This is a genomic window from Nocardioides sp. SLBN-35, assembly GCF_006715725.1.
Taxonomy (GTDB): domain Bacteria; phylum Actinomycetota; class Actinomycetes; order Propionibacteriales; family Nocardioidaceae; genus Nocardioides.
Window position 1 is genome coordinate 2954266 of record NZ_VFNU01000001.1, and the last position, 21739, is coordinate 2976004.

Below are 21739 nucleotides of genomic sequence, written 5' to 3' on the forward strand. Positions count from 1 at the left end.
GCGTCCACACCCTCGAGAGGAAGTCCCCATGTCCCTGCGCATCGGAGTCGACGTCGGTGGCACGAACACCGACGCAGCCGTCCTCGACGGCTCCCGGGTGGTGGCCTCGACCAAGAGCCCGACCACCCCCGACGTCACGTCCGGCATCCTCGCCGCCCTCACCGAGGTGCTCCGCGAGGTCGATGCCCCCGACGTCTCGTCGGTCTTCATCGGCACGACCCACTTCATCAACGCCATCGCCCAGGCCCGGGGCCTCGAGCCGGTCGCCTTCGTGCGGCTGGCGACGCCGCCGCAGAGCATGTTCCCGCACAACGGCTGGCCCGAGCACCTGCGCTCGGTCGTCGGAGAGCACATCTTCGTGTGCGCGGGCGGCTCCCAGTTCGACGGGCGGCTGCTCTCGGACCTCGACGAGCCGGGGCTGCGTGCCATCGCGGCGCAGATCCGGTCCGCCGGCCTGCGCCGGGTCGCGCTCAGCTCGGTGTTCTCCTCGGTCAACCCCGAGCCGGAGGACCGGGCCGCGGTGATCCTCGCCGAGGAGCTGCCGGACGCGACCATCACCAAGTCGGCCGACGTCGGCCGGGTCGGCCTCCTCGAGCGGGAGAACGCGACCATCCTCAACGCCGCCCTGCTCGGGCTGGCGGAGAACGTCGTCGACGGTCTCGAGAAGGTCGTGGCCGGGGTCGGGATCGCCGCTCCGGTGCTGCTCTCCCAGAACGACGGCACCGTGATGTCCCTCGACCGGGCCCGCGCCTACCCGATCTTCACCATCGCGTCAGGGCCCACCAACTCCATGCGCGGCGCGGCCCTGCTGACCGGCCTCCAGGACGGCGTGGTCGTCGACGTCGGCGGTACGACGAGCGACATCGGCCTGCTGCAGAACGGCTTCCCCCGCGAGTCCACGGTCGCGATGAGCCTGGCCGGGGTCCGCAGCAACTTCCGGATCCCCGACGTCTTCTCGCTGGCCCTCGGCGGCGGCACGATCGTCTCCGACGGCGGCGCCGTGGTCGGCCCGGAGAGCGTCGGCTACCGCATCACCGAGGAGGCGCTGGTCTTCGGCGGCTCCACCGTCACGTTCACCGATGTCGCCGTCGCGGCGGGCGCACCCGAGGTGGGCGAGGCCGCCCGGGCCGCCGGGATCGACTCGGCGACCATCGAGCAGGCGCTGGCCGTCGTACGCGACCGGCTGGTGCACGCTGTCGAGCGGACCAAGCTGAGCGAGGACGCCGTACCCGTGATCGTGGTCGGCGGCGGCGCCCCGCTGCTCAAGGCCGTGCCGGGACTCGAGGACCTGGTCATCCCCGACCAGGCGGGCGTCGCGAACGCCGTCGGCGCCGCCTTCGCCGAGGCCGGGGGAGAGGTGGACCGGACCTACTCGCTGGCCACCCGGACCCGGGCCGAGGTGCTCGCCGAGGCCGAGGAGGAGGCCTGCCGCCTCGCCGTCGAGGCCGGCGCCGACCCGGACCTCGTCCGGGTCATCGACGTGGAGGACGTGCCGCTCACCCACCTGCCCGGCGGCGGCGCGGTGCACGTCCGGATCAAGGCAGTCGGGCCGTTCACGGCCACCAAGAGCGAGTTGGAAGGTGCACTGGCATGAAGCTGATCGACGAGCAGGCGCTGCTCGACATGACCCTCGGATCGACGATCCTCGGCTCGGGCGGAGGTGGCGACCCGCACGTCGGGATGCTGCTGGCCCGCGACGCGATCCGCAAGCACGGCCCGGTGCCGCTGGTCGACCTCGAGGAGGTGCCCGACGACGCCAACATCGTGTTCATCGCGGGCATCGGCGCGCCCGGCGTGCTCATCGAGAAGCTGCCCCGGGCCGCCGAGTACGAGCGGGTGCTGCAGGAGCTGGAGCGGTTCACCGGCCAGCGGTACGACTACGTCTGCCCGGCCGAGGCCGGCGGCCTCAACGCGGTCACGCCGTTCGCGTGCGCCGCGCCGTCCGGGGTGCCGGTGATCGACGCCGACGGCATGGGCCGCGCGTTCCCGAAGCTGGAGATGGTCACCCCGACCCTCTACGGCGGGAAGGCGACGCCCTTCGTGATGCTCGACGAGCACGGCAACACCATGTTCGCCGAGACCGCGACGAACGCCTGGGCCGAGGACTACGCCCGGGCCGGCGTCCTGGCCAGCGGTGCGAACGCCGCGATGGCGCTCTACCCGATGACGGGCGCCGAGGCGAAGCAGCGGCTGGTCCGCGGCGCGCTCACGACGGCCTCCGACATCGGCCGCGCCATCCGTGAGGCCCGCGAGCAGCACGTCAACCCGGTGCAGGCGGTGCTCGACCAGCAGGACGGCGTGCTGCTGTTCACCGGCAAGGTGCAGTCCGTGCAACGGCAGAACAAGGACGGCTGGACCATCGGCGAGGCGACCATGGTGGGTCTCGACGCGTTCGAGGGCCAGGATTTCGTCATGTACTTCCAGAACGAGAACCTGGCGGCCACGCGCAACGGCGAGTTCGTCGCGACCACTCCGGACCTGATCATGGCGATGGAGCTGGACTCCGGTGAGCCGATCCCGTCCGAGGTGATCCGCTACGGCTACCGGGTCGCGGTGATCGGCCTGCCGGCCGACGCGCACTGGCGCACCCCGGCCGGCGTCGAGATCAGCGGTCCGCGCCGGTTCGGCTACGACACCGACTTCCGGGCGGTCGAGGAGATCGCTGGATGACCAGCACCCTGCTGCGGGGTGGTCGCGTCCTCGTCGGGGACGGGACCACCCCGGTGCGGGCCGACGTGGTCGTCGCCGACGGGCGGATCGCCGAGGTGGCCCTCGGCGGGCCGCTGGCGGCCGCCGCCGACGAGGTCCTCGACATCGCCGGCGCCGTGGTCGCGCCGGGCCTCGTCGACTGCCACGTGCACCTCGTCTTCGACGGGATGGACTCGCAGCGGCTGCAGGCCGAGCCGTTCTCGCTGCAGTACTTCCAGGCCGCCCGGGCGATGGCCGCCACCCTCGCCACCGGCGTGACGACGGTGCGCGACGCGGGCGGCGCGGACCTCGGGATGAAGGTCGCCCAGGAGCGTGGACTGCTGCCCGGGCCCCGGCTGCGGACCGCGGTGTCGGTGCTGAGCCCCACCGGCGGCCACGCGGACGGCTGGACGGTCCACGGCGACGACGTACGCCTGCTGGTTCCGCATCCCGGACGTCCGGCCTGCGTCGTCGACGGCGTCGAGGCGATGCGGCTGCGGGTGCGCGAGCTGGCCCGAGCCGGCGCGGACGTGATCAAGGTGTGCGCCTCCGGCGGCGTCATGTCGACCCGTGACGACCCGCACCACCCGCAGTTCTCGTACGACGAGCTCGCGGTCTGCGTCGCCGAGGCCGCCGACCACGGCCTCGGTGTGATGGCGCACGCGCACAGCGCGGAGGGGATCCACCGCGCGCTGCGCGCCGGCGTGCGGTCGATCGAGCACGGCGTGTACCTCGACGACGCCGGCATCGAGCTGCTGCTGGACCGCGACGCCTGGCTGGTCCCGACCCTGCTGGCGCCGGTCGCCCTCGTCGAGTCGATCGACGCCGGGATGCGGGTGCCGCCGGAGGTCGAGGCCAAGGCCCGCCGGATCGCCGAGGGTCATCTCGCCGCCGTCGCCCGCGCCTACGATGCCGGCGTGCGGATCGCGCTCGGCACCGACAGCGGTGTGTTCGCCCATGGCCAGAACCATCGTGAGCTGGCCCTGCTGGCCGAGGCCGGGATGCGGCCCGAGGAGGTCCTGGCCACCAGCCGTGCCGGCGCCGAGCTGCTCGGGCTCGACGACGTCGGGACGGTCACCGTCGGCGCCCGCGCCGACCTGGTCGTCCTCGACGGCGACTGGGCCGACCTGGGTCGCTTCGCCGACAACCTCCGACTGGTGCTGCAGGACGGGGTGGTCCGGTGACCTACGACGTCGCCCGGCTGCGGTCGCTGGTTCCGGCGCTGGCCGCCGGGACCGTCTTCCTCGACGGTCCCGGCGGCACCCAGACGCCGCTCCCGGTCGCCGACGCCATGCGCGCGGTGCTGCTCGCGCCGCTGTCCAACCGTGGCTCGGCGACCGCATCCGCCCGCAACGCCGAGGCCGTCGTCCAGGGCTTCCGCCGCGCCGTCGGAGACCTGTTCGGCACCACCGACCACGCCGTGGTCACCGGCCGCAGCGCCACCCAGCTCGCCTTCGACCTGGCCCGCACCATCGCCGCCGACTGGGCGCCCGGCGAGGAGGTGGTCGTCTCGACCCTCGACCACGACTCCAACGTCCGGCCCTGGGTACTCGCAGCGGCCGCCGCCGGGGCCGTCGTACGCCGGGTCGACCCGGACCCGGAGACCACCGAGATCCCGGTCGAGCGGATCGCCGCCCAGCTCTCGGGGCGGACCCGGCTGCTCGCGATCACCGGTGCGTCCAACCTGGTCGGCACCCGCCCTGACCTGCCCGCCGCGGCGGCGCTCGCCCGGTCCCACGGCGCGCAGGTGTGGGTCGACGGTGTGCACCTGGCCGCCCACGCCCCCGTGCACCTCGGGGAGCTCGACGTCGACTTCCTGGTCTGCTCGCCGTACAAGCTGATGGGGCCGCACTGCGGCGTGCTCATCGCCCGTCCCGAGGCCCTGGAGCCCCTGCGGCCGGCCAAGCTGGCGCCGTCGACCGACGCCGTGCCCGAGCGGTTCGAGCTCGGCACCCTGCCCTACGAGCTGCTTGCGGGCACCACCGCGGCCATCGACCTGCTGGCGTCCCTGGCGCCCGCGCAGGAGGGCGAGGACCGTAGGAGCCGGCTGGCGCGCGCGATGAGCGCGGTCGAGGAGCACGAGGACGGGCTCCGCCGGATCCTGGAGCGGGGCCTGGCCGGGCTGCCGGGGGTGCGGGTCCACTCTCGAGCCGCCCGGCGAACCCCGACCCTGCTGCTCACCGTCGAGGGATGCGACCCGCAGCAGCTCGTCGCCGGGCTCGCGGAGCACGACGTCGTCGCGTCGGCCGGCACCTTCTACGCCGCCGAGGGCGCGCGGGCGCTGGGCCTGCCCGTGGGCGGAGGACTCCGGTTCGGGCTGGCTCCCTACAACGACCGGAGCGACGTCGACCGCGCGCTCACCGCGCTGGGTGCGGTCCTCGGGGCTTGACCGGGGCGGGCGGGGCCGCGCGTCGCCGCGCGTCGATTCCCACCGGCTTGCCATGATGGTCCCGACCACCCCCGACTCCCGAAGGAGCCATCCCATGAAGAAGCTCATCATCGTCGCTCTCGTCGCGCTCGGCGTCACCGCCGCCGTCAAGGTCGCGAAGAGCCGCTGACTCCTCGACGTGCCGGGCCCGGACCGGGCCCGGCACGTCGCGTCTGCGGCCGGCTCAGTTCCCGCGGAGGAAGCCGGCGCGCAGGACGTGGAACACGCCGTAGCACCCCAGTCCCGCGGCGACCACCAGCATCAACGGCGGGCCGTACGGCTCGTCGCGGAAGCGGACGATGGCCTGGTCCAGGCCTCCCGACTTCTCCGGGTCGTGCGTGATCGCGCTCCAGACGAACATCCCGGCGAGCACCAGGAAGGCCACGCCCCTGGCGCCGAAGCCGATCCTGGCCAGCACCGTCACCACCTGCCCGAGCACACCCGCGCGGGCTTCCGGCTCGAGGCCGCGTCGCCACCGGTCCGACACCGCGTGGACGATGCTGAACACGCCGACGCAGGCGATGCCGAGGCCGATCAGCACGACGATCACCGGTCCGACCGGCAACGCCATCAGCCGGCCAGTAGCGCCGCCCGAGCCGCTGCCGGAGCTCTCGTGGCCACTCGCCGTCCGGATCGCCAGCACGGCCAGCACGGCGAACACGACGCCGCGGCCGGCCGAGACCCCGCGGGCGGCCCAGCGCTGGGCGCCCTCCTGGTCGCGATGGCCGCCGACGGCCTGGCATGCCTCCCACAGCACGAGTCCGCTCAGGCCCGCGGCCACCAGCCACAGCACGACGGCGCCCAGCGGCTGGTCGCGGAGCTGCTCCAGCGCGCCCTGCCCGGACGCCGGGCCGTCGGGGCTGCCGAGCACCAGCTGCGCTGCCAGCCACGCCACGATCACGTAGACCACGCCGTACGCCGCCATCCCGGCCCGCGCCACGCCGGTGACCGCGGGATTGTCGCGCGCCTCGCGCGCGGCCTGCTCCGTGCGCTGCTCCACACCCGCCACCGGGCTCACCCCCCTCTTCCCCCGTGGCTGTTCGCTACCCGATCGGGGGTGCGCCATCCCGCCGCACGGTCGGTCCGACACCGTAGGCTGGACGCATGAGCGTGCGCCGCGTGATGGGCACCGAGGTGGAGTACGGCATCTCGGTCCAGGGCCAGCCGACCGCCAACCCGATGGTGGCGTCGTCCCAGGTCGTCAACGCCTACGCGACGGCGACCGTGCGGGCCCGCCGGGCCCGGTGGGACTTCGAGGAGGAGTCGCCGCTGCGTGATGCCCGCGGCTTCGACATGTCGCGGCAGATCGCGGATCCCACGCAGCTCACCGACGAGGACCTGGGGCTCGCGAACGTCATCTTGACCAACGGCGCTCGGCTCTACGTCGACCACGCCCACCCGGAGTACTCCACGCCCGAGGTGGTCACCCCGCTCGACGTCGTGCGGTGGGACAAGGCAGGGGAGCAGGTGATGCTCGACGCCGCCCGTCGTGCGCAACAGCTGCCCGGCAACCCGGCGATCGTGCTCTACAAGAACAACACCGACAACAAGGGTGCGTCGTACGGCGCGCACGAGAACTACCTCATGCGCCGCTCGACCCCCTTCGCCGACATCGTCCGGCACCTCACGCCGTTCTTCGTCAGCCGCCAGGTGTTCTGCGGCGCCGGACGGGTCGGCAAGGGCCAGGACGGGCGCGACCACGGCTTCCAGATCAGCCAGCGCGCCGACTTCTTCGAGGTCGAGGTCGGCCTCGAGACCACGCTCAAGCGGCCGATCATCAACACCCGCGACGAGCCCCACGCGGATCCGGAGAAGTACCGCCGGCTGCACGTCATCATCGGCGACGCCAACCTCTCCGAGATCGCGACCTACCTCAAGGTCGGCACCACCTCCCTGGTGCTGGCGATGATCGAGGACCGCTTCATCGGGCGCGATCTCGCGGTCGACACGCCGGTCGCCGCGCTGCGCGCCGTCTCCCACGACCCGTCGCTGCGGCAGACCGTCACGATGGCCGACGGCCGGCGGCTGACCGGCATCCAGCTCCAGCTGGAGTACCTCGACCTGGCGAAGAAGTACGTCGAGGACCGCTACGGCGCGGACGCCGACCCCCAGACCGTCGACGTGCTCCACCGGTGGGAGGACGTCCTGGCGCGCCTCGAGGCCGACCCGATGTCGCTGGCCGACCAGCTCGACTGGGTCGCGAAGCTGAAGCTGATCGAGCAGTACCGCTCCCGCGACGGGCTGGCGTGGGACGACGCGAAGCTGCAGCTGATCGACTACCAGTACTCCGACATCCGTCCCGAGAAGGGCCTCTACCACCGCCTCGTCGGCGCCGGCCGGATCCAGCGTCTCCTCACCGACGACGAGGTCGAGCAGGCGATGACCAACCCGCCGGAGCAGACCCGCGCGTACTTCCGCGGCCGCTGCCTGGAGAAGTACGCGCCCGACATCGCCGCCGCGTCGTGGGACTCGGTGATCTTCGACCTGCCCGGACGCGAGTCGCTGCAGCGGGTCCCGACGATCGATCCGCTGCGTGGCAGCAAGGCCCATGTCGGCGAGCTGATCGATCGGTGTGCCACGGCTGACGAGTTGGTCCGCGCGCTCAGCCGTTAGGCCGGGACGGGTCGGCGGGTGGCGACGCGTAGTAGCCAGCCGCCGACGCGTCCGGGCCTAAGTGGATAGGCTGGCGTCATGGCCCAGGAGCAGAAGCAGCCGCGCAAGTCCGACGAGACGGAGGAGACGACCGAGGTCGCTCCCGAGTCCGACGTGGCCGAGCGCAAGGAGGCCCTCGACGACGACGTCGACGCGATCCTCGACGAGATCGACGACGTCCTCGAGACCAACGCCGAGGACTTCGTGAAGTCGTTCATCCAGAAGGGTGGCGAGTAGCCCCCGATGAGCGACGCACGCATCCCGGGCGCTTTCCTGCGCCCTGGCACCTCCTCGTTCAGCGACTTCCTGGCCGAGAACGCCCCCGACCTGCTGCCCGCCCGCCGCTCGCTGCCGGCCGGTTCCGGCGGCGCTGGAGACATCGCCCCGCACGGTACGACGATCGTCGCGGTGACCTTCCCCGGCGGCCTGGTCATGGCCGGTGACCGCCGCGCCACGATGGGCAACGTGATCGCCCAGCGCGACATCCAGAAGGTCTTCCCGGCCGATGAGTACTCCGTGGTCGGCATCGCCGGCACCGCGGGCCTCGCGGTCGAGATGGTCCGCCTGTTCCAGGTCGAGCTCGAGCACTACGAGAAGATCGAGGGCTCGATCCTCTCCCTCGACGGCAAGGCCAACCGGCTCTCCGCCCTCATCCGCGCCAACCTCGGCATGGCCATGCAGGGCCTGGCCGTCGTCCCCATGTTCGCGGGCTTCGACCTCGACAGCGGCACCGGCCGGATCTTCGGCTACGACGTCACCGGCGGCCGGCACGAGGAGGCCTCCTTCTTCACCGTCGGCTCGGGCTCGCTGTTCGCCCGCGGCGCGCTGAAGAAGCTGTGGCACGACGGGCTGTCCTCCGACGACGCCGTCCGGGTCTGCCTGCAGGCGCTCTACGACGCCGCCGACGACGACTCCGCCACCGGCGGGCCCGACCTGACCCGCCGGATCTTCCCGATCGTGTGGGTCGTGACCGCCGACGGCGCCGTCCAGCTCGACGAGGCCGCCATCGGTGCGCTCGCCGACCAGGTCGTGGGCGCCCGGATGGACCGACCCGACGGACCGCTCGCACCCCTGCCCGGCGCGGGGGAGGAGGCCTGAGATGAGCACCCCCTTCTACGTCTCGCCCGAGCAGCTGATGAAGGACCGGGCCGACTTCGCCCGCAAGGGCATCGCCCGCGGCCGGTCCCTCGCCGCCGTGCAGTACGCCGACGGCGTGCTGCTGGTGACCGAGAACCCGTCGCAGGCGCTGCACAAGGTGTCCGAGCTCTACGACCGCCTCGCGTTCGCCGCGGTCGGCCGCTACAACGAGTTCGAGAACCTCCGCATCGCCGGCGTCCGACTCGCCGACATGCGCGGCTACGCCTACGACCGCCGCGACGTGACCGGCCGCGGTCTCGCCAACGCCTACGCCCAGACCCTCGGCACCATCTTCTCCTCGGGCGGCGAGAAGCCCTACGAGGTCGAGATCTTCGTCGCCGAGGTCGGTGCCACCGCCGCCGACGACCAGATCTACCGGCTGACCTACGAGGGCCGGGTCGCCGACGAGCACGGGTTCGCGGTGATGGGCGGCGACAGCGAGACCGTGTCGTCGTACCTATCCGAGCACTACACGGCCGGCGCGTCGCTCGCCGAGGCGCTCACCGTCGCCGTGGCCGCTCTGGGGCACACCGGCGACGGCGACCGGGTCATCCCCGTCGAGGACCTCGAGGTCGCGGTGCTCGACCGGACCCGCACCCAGCCGCGGAAGTTCTCGCGGTTGCGTCCCACCCGGGTCGCCGAGCTTCTCGGCCCCCGCGGCACTCCGGAGCACGCTGCCCCGCTCCCTGACGACGGCGCCCCCGGCACCGGTGCCTCCGCTTCGGCCACCGACGACCCGGCCGACCCGACCGACCAGGTCTCCGGCAACATCCCGCCGCTCGAGAACCCGACCAGCGGCGAGGCGCCCTCCGGCGGGCCGCCCTCCGGCGAGCCGCCGGTCGCGCCCCCGCTCTAGGTCGTCACGGCCCGAATTCATGCGGTTTGGTCCCAAACCGCATGAATTCGGGATCGGAACCTGGGGTTTGTGCCCAATCCACGGTTCGAGTGCCAGCGCGGCCGCCGGCTTCTCCACAGGTCCCAAAGCTGCGGTTGATCGCGACGGCCTTGCCCTCGACGCTTTGGGCATGAAGATCGGGTCCGACGGCGCCGTACGTGGCGAGGTGAGGAGCGCGGGCAGCCAGCGCGTCGCTCATGGTCTCTTCCGTCCTGAAACTCCGGGCCTAAGCCCGTGGGACAACTTCCTCAAGGATCTGAGCGCACTGCTGCTCGTGCTCCCGGAGGGCGCCGCCTTCACGCACATCACGGGAGCTCGGCTGCTCGGCTGGGACCTGCCGGCGCTCCCGGAACAGGTACCTCACTTCGCGGCCGTACGCGGGAACAAGCGACCCCGGCGACCGGGCCTCATCTGCTCTCGCCTGACACACGAGACGAAAGCCCTGACTGTGCTTGACCTGCCCGTCGACCCTCCCGCGGAGATCCTGCTGCGCAGCGCGCGCGACATGGGCGACCTGGACCTCGCGATCATGGTCGAGTCCGCCGTCCGTGAAGGCCACGTCACGGATGGCGACATCCAGGAGGTCCTGACGTCGAGAAGACCAGGAGTACGCCGGCTCCGGCGGGTTTGGAACGGGCGGAACGCTCGGTCGGAGTCGGCAGGTGAGACGCTCCTCTACTGGTTCCACCAGGTGATGCAGATCCCGACACAGCCGCAGGTGGACATCTACGACGACCAAGGCACCTTCGTGTGCCGTGCTGATCTGTTGGTGACCGGCCGAATCGACATCCACGAGTACGACGGCGAGGTGCATCGCGACAAGAACGTCCACCGACGCGACCTCCGCCGGGAGCGTGCGTTGGCCAACACACGCTACGTTCGTCGCGGCTTCGCCCTTGACGACCTCCTGAACCACGCGGCGTTGTTGATGCACGAACTCGACCGCGTCCTCGGCCGGCCCCACAAACCCAAGCGGCTGCGGGCGTGGCGCGCTCTGGTCGCCGACTCGCTCTATTCGGAGACCGGCAGGGCGCGGGCGATGAACCGCTGGTATCGCTCCACGACGCCGGTCGATTGGGCAGGAACCGCGTGATTTCGAGCAGAATTGCTGCGGTTTGGGACCAAACCGCGTCAGTTCTCACCGCAATGGTCGAACCGCCGGCCCCTCGAGGACCGATCCGTCGGCGGCGAACCGCGAGCCGTGCAGCGGGCAGTCCCAGGAGTCCTCGGCGTCGTTCCAACGCAGTACGCCGCCCAGGTGGGTGCACAGCGGCGGGCGGTCACCCGCGAGCAGCCGTCCGGCATGCCCGCAGGCCAGCTGCCAGCCCACCTCGGCGTTGGTCACCGCCGCCTGCGGTGCTGCCAGCGCCTGGCGTGGCGCCCACGTGCGCAGGGCGTCCGCCCAGGAGGGCCGGCCGCCGCCCAGCAGGTCGGAGACGAGCAGGAGCGCGGCAGCCGGAGCCGTGCTCAGGCCCCACTTGTCGAAGCCGGTCGCGACCTGGATCCGGTGGTCGCCGGGGACGGCGGGGCCGACGTACGGCAGGCCGTCGACGGGGGACTGGTCCTGCGCCGACCACGCGTGGCGCAGCGAGGCGCCCGGGAAGGTCTCCCGGGTCCAGTCCAGGAGCCGGTCGCGGTGCGCGGCGGCGGAACCGCGTCCGGTGACGTGGCCTGCCCCGCCGACCATCAGCAGCGGCTCGCCGCCCGATTGGGACGAGCGGAGCGAGCGCGTGTCGTCGTCGGCCGACAGGTGCATGCCGGCCGGCGCCCACGCGTCCGCGAACGTGGCGGCATAGGACCGCATCGTCCGCAGGCGGGCGAAGAAGAGTCCGCGCAACAGGATGGGCTGGTTCGTGGCGACCACGGCGGACCCGGCACGGAGCACCCGGCCGTTCTCGGTGCGCACCCGGACGCCCTCACCGGCGTGCCGTACGTCGAGCGCCCGGACCTGCTCGTGGACCTGACCGCCCTCGGCCTCGACGTCGGCGACGAGGAGGTCCAGCAGCCGTGAGGGATCGACCTGGAACTGGTCGTCGAGCTCGACGGCACTCCGTACCGCGAACGGCAGCTCGGTGTCCCTCGTCGATCGGACGGGGAGGCCCGCTCGCGTCGCGGCGTCCAGCTCGGCCCGGACCCGGTCCTCGCCCCGGTCCGTGACGGCGTACGTCGACGCCACCCGCCCCGGCACCGACAGGCCGTGCCCCTCGCAGTACCGGCGCAGCCAGGCCTGGCCCTCCGTGCCGGCCTCGAGGTAGCGCCGCACCACCGGCAACGGGTTGGTGCGCAGAGCGCGACTCAGCTTCGTGCCCTGGAGCAGGCTGACCTTGCCGGTGCTGTGCCCGGTGGTCCCGTCGCCGATCCGACGGGCCTCCAGGACCGCCACCGAGCAGCCTCCACGGGCCAGCAGCAGGGCGGTGAGCAGGCCGACGGCACCTGCGCCGAGCACGACCACGTCGTATGACTCCGAGAACTCTTCGGGCGCGTCCATGCGTGTGCGGTACCCGCTGCCCAGCACAGCAGTAATGTGCGTACATGGACCGTCGGATCTTCGGGATCGAGAACGAGTACGGCGTCACGTGCACGTTCCGCGGGCAGCGTCGGCTCAGCCCCGACGAGGTCGCGCGCTACCTGTTCCGCAAGGTCGTCAGCTGGGGTCGCAGCAGCAACGTGTTCCTGCGCAACGGGGCCCGCCTCTACCTCGACGTGGGCAGCCACCCGGAGTACGCCACGCCCGAGTGTGACGACGTCGCCGAGCTCGTCACGCACGACAAGGCGGGGGAGCGGGTCCTCGAGGGGCTGCTGCTGGACGCCGAGCAGCGGCTGCACGACGAGGGGATCGCCGGCGAGATCTATCTCTTCAAGAACAACACCGACTCGGCCGGCAACTCCTACGGCTGCCACGAGAACTACCTCGTCTCCAGGGCCGGCGAGTTCAGCCGGCTGGCCGACGTGCTCATCCCGTTCCTGGTGACCCGCCAGATCATCGTGGGCGCCGGCAAGGTCACCCAGACGCCCCGGGGCACGAGCTACTCGGTGAGCCAGCGCGCCGAGCACATCTGGGAGGGCGTGAGCAGCGCGACCACGCGCAGTCGCCCGATCATCAACACCCGCGACGAGCCGCACGCCGACGCGGAGAAGTACCGCCGTCTTCACGTCATCGTCGGCGACTCGAACATGAGCGAGACGACCACGATGCTCAAGGTCGCCTCGTGCGACCTGGTGCTGCGGATGATCGAGGAGGGCGTGGTGATGCGCGACCTCACGATGGAGAACCCGATCCGGGCGATCCGCGAGATCTCCCACGACGTCACCGGCCGTCGCAAGGTCCGCCTCGCCAACGGCCGCGAGGCGAGCGCGCTCGACATCCAGGGCGAGTACCTCTCCAAGGCGCGCGACTTCGTCGACCGGCGCGGCCTCTCGACGCCGATCATCGAGCGGGCCCTCGACCTGTGGGAGCGCGGCCTCAAGGCTGTCGAGTCCGACGACCTCAGCCTGGTCGACCGCGAGATCGACTGGGTCATCAAGTGGAAGCTCATCGACCGCTACCGTGCCAAGCACGGCATCCCGCTGAGCCACCCGCGCGTCGCCCAGCTCGATCTCGCCTACCACGACATCCACCGCGGCCGCGGCCTCTACTACCTGCTGGAGAAGCGCGGCGCCGTCGCGCGGGTGACCAGCGACCTCAAGATCTTCGAGGCCAAGTCGGTCCCGCCGCAGAACACCCGTGCCCGGCTTCGTGGCGAGTTCATCCGCCGCGCGCAGGAGCGGCGGCGCGACTTCACGGTCGACTGGGTGCACCTCAAGCTCAACGACCAGGCGCAGCGCACCGTGCTCTGCAAGGACCCGTTCCGGGCGTACGACGAGCGGGTGCAACGCCTTATCGACGGCATGTGACACGAGCCTTCGGGCACTCGGTAGGGTTTGCGCGTGCTGATGCGCCTGCGACGTCCCTCGATGCTCCTCCTGTCGACCCTGCTCCCGGCGAGCCTCGTGCTCGCCGCCTGCGGCGGGTCGGACTCCGACGAGGCCAAGGGCCTCGACGCGGTCACGATCAGTGGCCCGGTCGGTGAGGCGCCGAAGCTGGACTGGAAGTCCGTGATGACAGCCAAGAAGCCGGTCGCCAAGGTGCTCACCGAGGGCGACGGCGCGGCGCTGAAGAAGGGCGACGTCGTCCGGGTCGAGTTCACTCTCGCCGACGGCTGGACCCACAAGGTGCCGTTCGACAGCTATGCCGCGACCTCGCTCAGCACCCTGGTCACCGTCGGTACCGAGAAGGAGCCGCAGACCCTCACCGACCTGCTGTCCCTCGGCTTCGCCGACCAGATCAAGGCGGGCCAGAAGGTCGGCAGCCGGATCGCCGTCACCGTCGGCAGCGACGTCGCCTTCGGCGGCTACCTCGGCAGCCAGGCGGCCGGCCTGCTCGCGGGCCTCGACATCGGCAACGAGGACGGACTGCTGTTCGTCGCCGACATCGCCGGCATCGCCGGACCGGAGGGCTCCGAGGAGCCCGCGCCCGGCTGGGCACCGAAGGTGGTTGAGACGGACGGCGTACCGACCAGCCTCGACTTCAAGGGCGCGCCCAAGCCGTCCGGCGACCTCGAGGTCGCCACGCTCGTCAAGGGCACCGGCCCGGTCGTCGCCAAGGGTCAGACCATCCTGGCCAGCTACCTCGGCCAGATCCCCGGCGCCGACAAGCCGTTCGACGAGAGCTACTCCAAGCACACCGGTCTCGAGGCCGTCGTCGGCGGCAAGGACGCCAGCGTGGTCAAGGGCTGGTCGCAGGCCCTCGTCGGCCTGCCCGTCGGCAGCCGGGTGCTGATCCAGATCCCGCCGAAGCTCGGCTACGGCGACAAGGCCCAGGGCGAGGACATCCCGGCCAACTCGACGCTCTACTTCGTCGTCGACATCCTCGACGCCGCCGACACGCCGCCCAAGCCGGAGCCGGCCCCCGAGGCCACGCCGACCGACGGCGCGGCTCCGACCGACGGCGCCACCGACCCCAGCGCCGAGCCGAGCACGGATGCCAGCACCGAAGAGTGAGCGTCTCCTCAACCTGCTGATCATGCTCCTGGTGCAGCGCCGGCCGATCGCCAAGGAGCGGATCCGCGAGCTGCTGTACCCGGACTCCCGCCCCGACGCCTTCGAGAAGATGTTCGAGCGGGACAAGGAGGAGCTGCGCAGCCTCGGCGTCCCCGTCGAGGTCGCGACCATCGACCCGCTCTTCGAGGACGAGGTCGGCTACCGCATCCCGCCCGAGGCGTTCGCGCTGCCCGACGTCGAGCTGACGCCGGAGGAGGCGGCCGTGGTCGGCATCGCCTCCCGGGTCTGGCAGCACGCCACCATGGCGCAGGCGACCACGGACGCGGTCCGCAAGCTCACGGCAGCCGGGATCGACGTCGACCTCGACGCGCTCGAGATCGCCCGGCCGCTGCTGACCGCGGAGGAGCCGGCGTTCGAGAAGTGCTGGGTCGCGGTGTGCGAGCGCAACGCGATCGAGTTCGACTACCAGCGCCCGGACGCCGACGCGCCGATGCGCCGCCGGGTCCAGCCGTGGGGCGTCGTGCGCTACTCGGGCCGCTGGTACCTCGTCGGGTACGACGCCGACCGTGCCGCCGAACGGGTCTTCCGTCTCTCCCGGGTCCAGGGCGAGGTCGAGCTCGTCGGTCCACCGCGCGCGTACGACGTCCCGCCGGAGACCGACGTGCGCGAGATCGCTCGCCGGATGGCGCCGCCCACGCCCAGCACGACCGCCGTGCTGCTCGTCCGCGACGGCGCCGGTCACGGCCTGCGGCGCGCCGCGGAGCGGATCGAGGCCGGCGTCGAGGGACCCGACGACCGCACCCGCTGGGACCGGCTGGTCCTGGTCCGGCCCACCCAGGGGCTGGCCGACGAGGTGTTGTCGCACGGTCCCGACGTCGTGCTGGTCGAGCCGGCCGCCGTCCGCGAGCAGGTCGTCGCGCGTCTGGTCGAGGCGGTGTCGTGACCGGCCGTGCGGTTGCGGTTTGGTCCCAAACCGCAACGACACGCCGGAAAAGTGTGCGGTTTGGGACCAAACCGCATCCCTTGGGAGCCCTGGAATGAGCCGCACTGCCGCACCGGGAGCCCGCGACCAGGTGGCGCGGCTGCTCACCCTGGTGCCGTTCCTGCACCACCGTGACGGGGTCCGGCTGGAGGAGGCCGCCCAGCTCTTGGGTACGACGCCCCAGCAGGTCGTGCGGGACCTCAAGGTCCTGTTCATGTGCGGCCTGCCCGGGGGGCTGCCGGACGACCTGATCGACGTCGACCTGGACGCCATCGTCACCGAGGAGGGCAGCCCGGTCACCGAGGGGGTGATCCGGGTCGAGAACGCCGACTACCTCGCGCGGCCGCTGCGGCTGAGCGCGACGGAGGCGTCGGCGATGATCGTCGCGCTGCGGATGCTTCGCGACACCGCCGCGGCCGGTGCGACCCCGGAGCTCGTCGACCGCGTGCTCGCGAAGCTGGAGGCCGCCGCGGGCGCGCCGCACGTCGAGATCACGCCCTCGCCGCGCGACGCCCAGCAGGTCGTCGCCGCCCAGCTGGGCGCCCTGGTCGAGGAGGCCGTGGCCACGAACCGGCAGATCCGGCTGCTCTACTTCGTGCCCTCGCGCGACGAGGAGTCCGAGCGGGTCGTGGACGCGTACGGCGTGGTCACCCACGGCGTGTTCTCCTACCTCGACGCCTACTGTCACCGCGCCGAGGGGGACCGCCTGTTCCGGCTGGACCGGATCACCAAGGCCGAGCTGCTCCCGTCGGCCCGCACGGCGCCCGACCGGGAGCCACGCGACCTGAGCGACGGGCTGTTCACCGACGACGCGGCCCCGGACGCGACCGTCGTGACCCTGCGGCTGGGCCCGCAGGCACGGTGGGCGACCGACTACTACCCGATGCGCGACGTCCGACCGCACGACGACGGGTCGGCCGAGGTCGACCTGGTCGTGGTCGACAGGCGGTGGCTGACCCGGCTGTTGTTGCGCCTGGCGCCGCACGCGACGGTGGTCCGACCTGTGGAATTCACCGACACTTTCACCGCTCGGGCACAGGAGACCCTCAGGCTGTACCGGTGAGAGCGGCGTAGGATGGTCCACGTCTGCACAACCCGACGATCGAGAGTTGGTCCCCGCCGATGTTTCCCCTGATCGGAATGCCCCAGGGCGCCGAGTGGCTCGTCATCCTGGCGATCGTGGTGCTGGTCTTCGGCGCCGCCAAGCTCCCCGACCTGGCCCGTGGCACGGGCCAGGCGCTGCGCATCTTCAAGGCCGAGACCAAGGGGCTCCGCGACGACGAGGACAAGGACGACAAGAAGAAGCCCACGACGCCGACCGGTGAGCTGAACGCCGCCGACACGCGGCTCGACGACGTGGCCGAGGGCGAGATCGTCGAGGACCGCCGCGAGAACAACGCCTGACCCTTGGCGTACACGGGACTCCTCAAGCTCTTCATCGGGAAGCCCGTCCATCCCGTCGGTGACGACGGGCGGATGGCGCTGTCCGATCACCTGCGGGAGCTGCGGGCGCGGATCCTCAAGGCCGCGTTCGTGCTCCTCGTCGGGTTCATCGTCGCGCTGTTCTTCTTCGACCCGATCTTCGCGGTCATCAACGACCCGTACCAGAAGGCTCGCGAGGCGCTCGGCGCGGAGCGCACCATGGCGACGACCAGCGGCGTCGCGGGCGGCTTCATCCTCTACCTGAAGCTGTGCGGGCTGACCGCCGTCGTCGGCACCAGCCCGATCTGGCTCTACCAGATCTGGGCGTTCATCCTGCCCGGGCTGCACGCCAACGAGAAGCGCTGGACGATCCTGTTCGCGCTGATCGCCGGCCCGCTGTTCCTCGGTGGCATCGCGCTCGGGTACTTCACCTTGCCCAAGGGCCTGGAGATCCTGATCGGGTTCACCCAGGCCGACCTCACCAACCTGGTCGAGTTCAACGACTACCTCAGCTTCTTCACGCGCACGCTGCTCGTCTTCGGCATCGCGTTCGAGATCCCGGTGTTCGTCGTCCTGCTCAACATGGCCGGCGTGGTCAAGGGCAAGGCCCTCGGCGCCGCCCGGCCGTGGATCGTGATCGGCACGTTCATCTTCGCCGCGGCCGCGACCCCGTCCACGGACCCGTTCACGATGACGTTCATGGCCGTGCCGATGATCGTGCTGTTCCTCGTCTCCGAGGTGATCGCCCGGCTCAACGACCGCCGGCGCGCGCGCAAGGCCATCAACGCCGGGCTCTCGCCCGACGAGGCCAGCCCGCTCGAGCTGTGACCCGCGGCTAGCCTTCACCCGTGCCCCGCGCGATCGTCCTCACCAACCCCACCTCCGGCAAGGGGCGGGGTGCGCGGATGCGCGACGAGGCGCTGCCCCGGTTCCACGGCGCCGGGTGGCGTACGACGGTCCTCACCGGCCGCGACGCCGACGACGCGCTCGACCTGGCTCGGGTGGCCGCGGCCGAGGAGCCGGACGCGCTGGTCGTGTGCGGCGGTGACGGGATGGTCAACATCGGCATCCAGGCCGTCGCCGGGACCGACGTGCCGCTCGGCATCCTGCCCGCCGGCACCGGCAACGACTTCGCCCGCTACTTCGACCTGCCGCGCGGCGACGGGGCCGCGGCCGCCGTACGCATCCTGCACGGCACCCGCCGCACCATCGACCTGGCCAGGATCGGCGAGCGGTACTTCGGCGGCGTCCTCGCCGCCGGCTTCGACGCGGTCGTCAACGAGCGCGCCAACCGGATGCGCTGGCCCAAGGGACAGATGCGCTACAACCTCGCCACGCTCGCCGAGCTGCGCACCTTCCGGCCGCTGCGCTACGTCCTCGAGCTCGACGGGGTCGAGCGGCAGGTCGAGGCGATGCTGGTCGCGGTCGGCAACGGCCCGTCCTTCGGCGGCGGGCTGCGGATCACCGAGGGCGCACTGCTCGACGACGGGCTCCTCGACGTGGTGCTGATCAAGCCGCTGAGCCGCCGCGAGCTCGTGCGGACCTATCCGAAGCTGTTCGACGGGAGCCACGTGACCCATCCGCAGTACGAGCGCCACCGGGTGCGCCGGGTGACCGTCGCCTGCTCCGGGATCGTCGGGTACGCCGACGGCGAGCGCTTCGGCCCGTTGCCCCTGACCGTCGAGTCCGTTCCCGCGGCGCTGCAGGTGATCGCATGAGCGAGCACGACGACGACCTCAGCCCGGCGCAGCGCTACGCGTCGTACCGCAAGCACAAGGGCCATCCCGTCTTCCGCGACTTCGCGGCCGGCTTCCCCTTCGAGCTCGACGAGTTCCAGGTCGAGGGCTGCAAGGCGGTCGAGGACGGCGACGGCGTGCTGGTCGCCGCGCCCACCGGCGCGGGCAAGACGGTGGTGGGGGAGTTCGCGGTCCACCTCGCGCTGGAGACCGGCCGCAAGTGCTTCTACACGACGCCGATCAAGGCGCTGTCGAACCAGAAGTACGCCGACCTGGCTGCCCGCTACGGCAAGGACAAGGTCGGCCTGCTGACTGGCGACACCACGATCAACGGCGAGGCGCCGGTGGTCGTGATGACGACCGAGGTGCTGCGCAACATGCTCTACGCCCGGTCCCGGACCCTCGTCGGGCTCGGGTTCGTCGTGATGGACGAGGTGCACTACCTCGCCGACCGCTCCCGCGGCGCCGTGTGGGAGGAGGTCATCATCCACCTGCCCGAGTCGGTGTCGGTGATCTCGCTGTCGGCGACCGTGTCCAACGCCGAGGAGTTCGGCGAGTGGCTGGAGACGGTCCGCGGCGCGACCCGCACCATCGTCGCCGAGCGCCGTCCGGTGCCGCTGTTCCAGCACGTGATGGTCGGGCGCCGGCTCCTCGACCTGTTCGCCTCCTCCGACGTCGACGCCGCCGCCGGGTTCGTCCGCGAGGGTGCGCCGGTCAACGACGAGCTGATGAAGCTGGCCCGCGACGACTGGGCCTCGAGCCGGCTCAAGGGGCACCGGCAGCCGCGCGGGTCCCGGCAGGGCGGTCCCGGCAGCCGCAACGTCGGCAACGGGCGCCGGATCTGGATCCCGGGCCGCCTCGACGTCGTCGAGCGGCTGCAGCGCGACAACCTGCTGCCCGCGATCGACTTCATCTTCAGCCGCGCCGGCTGCGACGCCGCCGTCCAGCAGTGCCTCGACGCCAACCTCCGGCTCACCTCCGCCGAGGAGCGCGACGAGGTGATCGCGTACGTCGAGAGCACCCTCGGCGGGCTGCCGTCGGCCGACCTCCACGTCCTCGGCTACCACGACTTCCTCGACGCCGCCTCGCGCGGCGTGGCCGCCCACCACGCCGGCATGCTGCCCGCCTTCAAGGAGTGCGTCGAGGAGCTCTACCTGCGCGGGCTGATCAAGATCGTCTTCGCCACCGAGACCCTCGCCCTCGGCATCAACATGCCCGCGCGCACGGTGGTACTGGAGAAGCTGAGCAAGTGGAACGGCGAGACCCACGCCGACATCACGCCGGGGGAGTACACCCAGCTCACCGGCCGCGCCGGTCGTCGCGGGCTCGACATCGAGGGCCACGCCGTCGTGCTCTGGCAGCCGGGGATGAACCCGCGCGAGCTCGCAGGACTCGCCTCGACACGCACCTATCCGCTGCGGAGCAGCTTCCGCCCGTCGTACAACATGGCGGTCAACCTGGTGCACTCCTACGGCCGCCACCAGGCGCGTGAGCTGCTCGAGCAGTCCTTCGCCCAGTTCCAGGCCGACCGTGCCGTCGTCGGGCTGGCCCGCCAGCTGCGCAAGGCCGAGGACGCGCTCGCCGGGTACGCCGACGCCGCGCAGTGCCACCTCGGCGACTTCATGGAGTACGCCGGGCTGCGCCGGCGGATCTCGGAGCTCGAGAAGGAGTCGAGCAAGGTACGCCGGAAGGACCGGCGCGACGAGGCGCTGGCCTCCCTCGAGCGGCTGCAGCCGGGCGACGTGATCGTCGTACCCGTCGGCAAGTTCGCCGGGCCGGCCGTCGTCGTCGACCCCGGCCTGTCCGAGCACGGCCACCGCCCGTTGGTCATCACCGCCGAGCGGCAGGGCCGCCGGCTGGCGATGATGGACTTCCCGACGCCGGTCGAGCCGGTCGCCCGGATCAAGCTGCCGAAGCGGGTCGACGCCCGCAACCCGCACCAGCGCAAGGACATCGCCCAGCAGGTCCGCGAGGCGGTGCGGGCGCTGCCGCTGTCGGTCACCCGGCCGCGCGGCGAGCGCGGTCCGGTCGACGAGGACGTCGCCCGCCAGATCCAGGCCCTGCGTGCCCAGGTCCGCGAGCACCCCTGCCACGGCTGTGCCGACCGCGAGGACCACGCCCGCTGGGCGGAGAGGTACGCGAAGCTGCAGAAGGACACCGAGCTCCTCGCGCAGCGGATCGAGCGTCGTACCAACACCGTCGCGCGGACCTTCGACCGGGTGTGCGAGGTGCTCGAGGCGCTCGACTACCTCCACGACGACGAGGTCACCGAGCGCGGCCGCGGCCTGATGCGGATCTACTCCGAGCTCGACCTGGTCGCCGCGGAGTCGCTGCGCACCGGCCTGTGGGACGACCTCACGCCCTCCCAGCTCGGCGCGGTGCTCTCCGCCTTGGTCTACGAGGCCCGGCGCCCAGAGGAGGGCCCGCCGAACATGCCGGGTGGCGCGATCGCGGTCACCATCGAGGCGATGGTGCGGCTGTGGGGCGAGCTGGAGCGACTCGAGCGTGACCACCGCCTCGACTTCCTCCGCAAGCCCGACGCCGGGTTCGCGTGGACCGCGTGGCGGTGGGCCGAGGGACAGGAGCTCGACGAGATCATCACCCGCAACGACCAGACCGCCGGCGACTTCGTGCGCCAGATGAAGCAGCTCATCGACTTCGCCGGCCAGATCGCCGACGCCGCTGCCGGTACGCCGGTCCGCGACACCGCCCGGCAGCTGGTCAAGCAGCTGCGGCGCGGGATCGTCGCGACGGGCTGA

19 protein-coding genes are annotated in these 21739 nt (G+C 71.8%); 17 read left to right on the forward strand and 2 right to left on the reverse strand.

Features of this window, described 5'->3' with window-relative positions; all coding sequences use genetic code 11:
• Positions 1 to 28: 28 nt before the first annotated feature.
• From FBY23_RS14325 to FBY23_RS14340, 4 genes are read left to right on the forward strand one after another with little or no spacing between them, the layout of a single operon-like run.
• A complete protein-coding gene (locus FBY23_RS14325) occupies positions 29 to 1594 on the forward strand; it encodes a hydantoinase/oxoprolinase N-terminal domain-containing protein (protein WP_222117823.1) in 1566 nt (521 codons plus the stop codon).
• Entirely contained in the window at positions 1591 to 2670 is a 1080-nt protein-coding gene (locus tag FBY23_RS14330; protein WP_141798754.1) for a DUF917 domain-containing protein, read from the forward strand. Before FBY23_RS14325 ends, FBY23_RS14330 begins: the two co-directional genes overlap by 4 nt.
• On the forward strand, positions 2667 to 3872 hold the full coding sequence (locus FBY23_RS14335; protein ID WP_141798755.1) for an amidohydrolase family protein: 1206 nt from the start codon (positions 2667 to 2669) through the stop codon (positions 3870 to 3872). The genes FBY23_RS14330 and FBY23_RS14335 overlap by 4 nt, the downstream gene beginning before the upstream one ends.
• Positions 3869 to 5077, forward strand: coding sequence for a cysteine desulfurase-like protein (locus FBY23_RS14340; RefSeq protein WP_141798756.1), 1209 nt, complete (start codon positions 3869 to 3871; stop codon positions 5075 to 5077). The genes FBY23_RS14335 and FBY23_RS14340 overlap by 4 nt, the downstream gene beginning before the upstream one ends.
• Before the next feature lie 223 nt (positions 5078 to 5300).
• On the opposite strand, the gene FBY23_RS14345 is transcribed toward FBY23_RS14340, so the two are convergent.
• Entirely contained in the window at positions 5301 to 6116 is an 816-nt protein-coding gene (locus FBY23_RS14345; protein ID WP_160158239.1) for a DUF1206 domain-containing protein, read from the reverse strand.
• Between the two features lie 104 nt (positions 6117 to 6220).
• Here FBY23_RS14345 and dop point away from each other — a divergent pair, with 104 nt between their 5' ends.
• The 5 genes from dop (at position 6221) to FBY23_RS14370 (ending at position 10893) form a co-directional block, all read left to right on the forward strand.
• Complete coding sequence (gene dop / locus FBY23_RS14350; RefSeq protein ID WP_141798758.1) at positions 6221 to 7729, forward strand: depupylase/deamidase Dop; 1509 nt, start codon at positions 6221 to 6223, stop codon at positions 7727 to 7729.
• 78 nt (positions 7730 to 7807) lie between these two features.
• Positions 7808 to 8005, forward strand: coding sequence for a ubiquitin-like protein Pup (locus FBY23_RS14355; protein ID WP_141798759.1), 198 nt, complete (start codon positions 7808 to 7810; stop codon positions 8003 to 8005).
• 6 nt (positions 8006 to 8011) lie between these two features.
• Complete coding sequence (prcB, locus tag FBY23_RS14360; RefSeq protein WP_141798760.1) at positions 8012 to 8866, forward strand: proteasome subunit beta; 855 nt, start codon at positions 8012 to 8014, stop codon at positions 8864 to 8866.
• A gap of 1 nt (position 8867) precedes the next feature.
• Positions 8868 to 9761: a proteasome subunit alpha gene (prcA, locus tag FBY23_RS14365; RefSeq protein ID WP_141798761.1), complete on the forward strand. Its 894-nt coding sequence runs from the start codon at positions 8868 to 8870 to the stop codon at positions 9759 to 9761.
• Between the two features lie 169 nt (positions 9762 to 9930).
• Positions 9931 to 10893 (forward strand): hypothetical protein, encoded by a 963-nt coding sequence (locus FBY23_RS14370; RefSeq protein ID WP_141798762.1) that lies wholly within the window; start codon positions 9931 to 9933, stop codon positions 10891 to 10893.
• Positions 10894 to 10938: 45 nt separating this feature from the next.
• Here the strand turns inward: FBY23_RS14370 and FBY23_RS14375 are convergent, their stop codons facing one another.
• Positions 10939 to 12288, reverse strand: coding sequence for an FAD-dependent oxidoreductase (locus tag FBY23_RS14375; RefSeq protein WP_141798763.1), 1350 nt, complete (start codon positions 12286 to 12288; stop codon positions 10939 to 10941).
• A 44-nt stretch (positions 12289 to 12332) separates the two neighbouring features.
• Between FBY23_RS14375 and pafA the strand changes: the two genes are divergently transcribed.
• The 8 genes from pafA (at position 12333) to FBY23_RS14415 (ending at position 21739) form a co-directional block, all read left to right on the forward strand.
• Complete coding sequence (pafA, locus tag FBY23_RS14380; RefSeq protein WP_141798764.1) at positions 12333 to 13694, forward strand: Pup--protein ligase; 1362 nt, start codon at positions 12333 to 12335, stop codon at positions 13692 to 13694.
• A gap of 39 nt (positions 13695 to 13733) precedes the next feature.
• A complete protein-coding gene (locus tag FBY23_RS14385) occupies positions 13734 to 14840 on the forward strand; it encodes an FKBP-type peptidyl-prolyl cis-trans isomerase (RefSeq protein ID WP_260806580.1) in 1107 nt (368 codons plus the stop codon).
• On the forward strand, positions 14821 to 15783 hold the full coding sequence (locus tag FBY23_RS14390; RefSeq protein ID WP_141798766.1) for a YafY family protein: 963 nt from the start codon (positions 14821 to 14823) through the stop codon (positions 15781 to 15783). Before FBY23_RS14385 ends, FBY23_RS14390 begins: the two co-directional genes overlap by 20 nt.
• A gap of 94 nt (positions 15784 to 15877) precedes the next feature.
• Entirely contained in the window at positions 15878 to 16885 is a 1008-nt protein-coding gene (locus FBY23_RS14395) for a YafY family protein (RefSeq protein WP_141798767.1), read from the forward strand.
• Positions 16886 to 16944: 59 nt separating this feature from the next.
• Complete coding sequence (tatA, locus tag FBY23_RS26850; RefSeq protein WP_141798768.1) at positions 16945 to 17226, forward strand: twin-arginine translocase TatA/TatE family subunit; 282 nt, start codon at positions 16945 to 16947, stop codon at positions 17224 to 17226.
• Positions 17227 to 17229: 3 nt separating this feature from the next.
• Complete coding sequence (gene tatC, locus FBY23_RS14405; RefSeq protein ID WP_141798769.1) at positions 17230 to 18072, forward strand: twin-arginine translocase subunit TatC; 843 nt, start codon at positions 17230 to 17232, stop codon at positions 18070 to 18072.
• Between the two features lie 20 nt (positions 18073 to 18092).
• The gene (locus FBY23_RS14410) at positions 18093 to 18962 is read left to right on the forward strand and encodes a diacylglycerol kinase (RefSeq protein WP_141798770.1); all 870 of its coding nucleotides are present in this window, start codon (positions 18093 to 18095) and stop codon (positions 18960 to 18962) included.
• The gene (locus tag FBY23_RS14415) at positions 18959 to 21739 is read left to right on the forward strand and encodes an RNA helicase (RefSeq protein ID WP_141798771.1); all 2781 of its coding nucleotides are present in this window, start codon (positions 18959 to 18961) and stop codon (positions 21737 to 21739) included. Before FBY23_RS14410 ends, FBY23_RS14415 begins: the two co-directional genes overlap by 4 nt.

Bases quoted from the DNA above. Each gene is read 5' to 3' on its own strand.
- FBY23_RS14370 (WP_141798762.1), top strand. From the start codon at position 9,931: ATGAAGATCGGGTCCGACGGCGCCGTACGTGGCGAGGTGAGGAGCGCG.
- prcA (WP_141798761.1), top strand. From the start codon at position 8,868: ATGAGCACCCCCTTCTACGTCTCGCCCGAGCAGCTGATGAAGGACCGG.
- FBY23_RS14385 (WP_260806580.1), top strand. From the start codon at position 13,734: ATGCGCCTGCGACGTCCCTCGATGCTCCTCCTGTCGACCCTGCTCCCG.
- FBY23_RS14395 (WP_141798767.1), top strand. From the start codon at position 15,878: ATGAGCCGCACTGCCGCACCGGGAGCCCGCGACCAGGTGGCGCGGCTG.
- pafA (WP_141798764.1), top strand. From the start codon at position 12,333: ATGGACCGTCGGATCTTCGGGATCGAGAACGAGTACGGCGTCACGTGC.
- FBY23_RS14330 (WP_141798754.1), top strand. From the start codon at position 1,591: ATGAAGCTGATCGACGAGCAGGCGCTGCTCGACATGACCCTCGGATCG.
- FBY23_RS14390 (WP_141798766.1), top strand. From the start codon at position 14,821: ATGCCAGCACCGAAGAGTGAGCGTCTCCTCAACCTGCTGATCATGCTC.
- FBY23_RS14335 (WP_141798755.1), top strand. From the start codon at position 2,667: ATGACCAGCACCCTGCTGCGGGGTGGTCGCGTCCTCGTCGGGGACGGG.
- FBY23_RS14375 (WP_141798763.1), bottom strand. From the start codon at position 12,288: ATGGACGCGCCCGAAGAGTTCTCGGAGTCATACGACGTGGTCGTGCTC.
- FBY23_RS14415 (WP_141798771.1), top strand. From the start codon at position 18,959: ATGAGCGAGCACGACGACGACCTCAGCCCGGCGCAGCGCTACGCGTCG.
- prcB (WP_141798760.1), top strand. From the start codon at position 8,012: ATGAGCGACGCACGCATCCCGGGCGCTTTCCTGCGCCCTGGCACCTCC.
- tatA (WP_141798768.1), top strand. From the start codon at position 16,945: ATGTTTCCCCTGATCGGAATGCCCCAGGGCGCCGAGTGGCTCGTCATC.
- FBY23_RS14355 (WP_141798759.1), top strand. From the start codon at position 7,808: ATGGCCCAGGAGCAGAAGCAGCCGCGCAAGTCCGACGAGACGGAGGAG.
- FBY23_RS14325 (WP_222117823.1), top strand. From the start codon at position 29: ATGTCCCTGCGCATCGGAGTCGACGTCGGTGGCACGAACACCGACGCA.
- dop (WP_141798758.1), top strand. From the start codon at position 6,221: ATGAGCGTGCGCCGCGTGATGGGCACCGAGGTGGAGTACGGCATCTCG.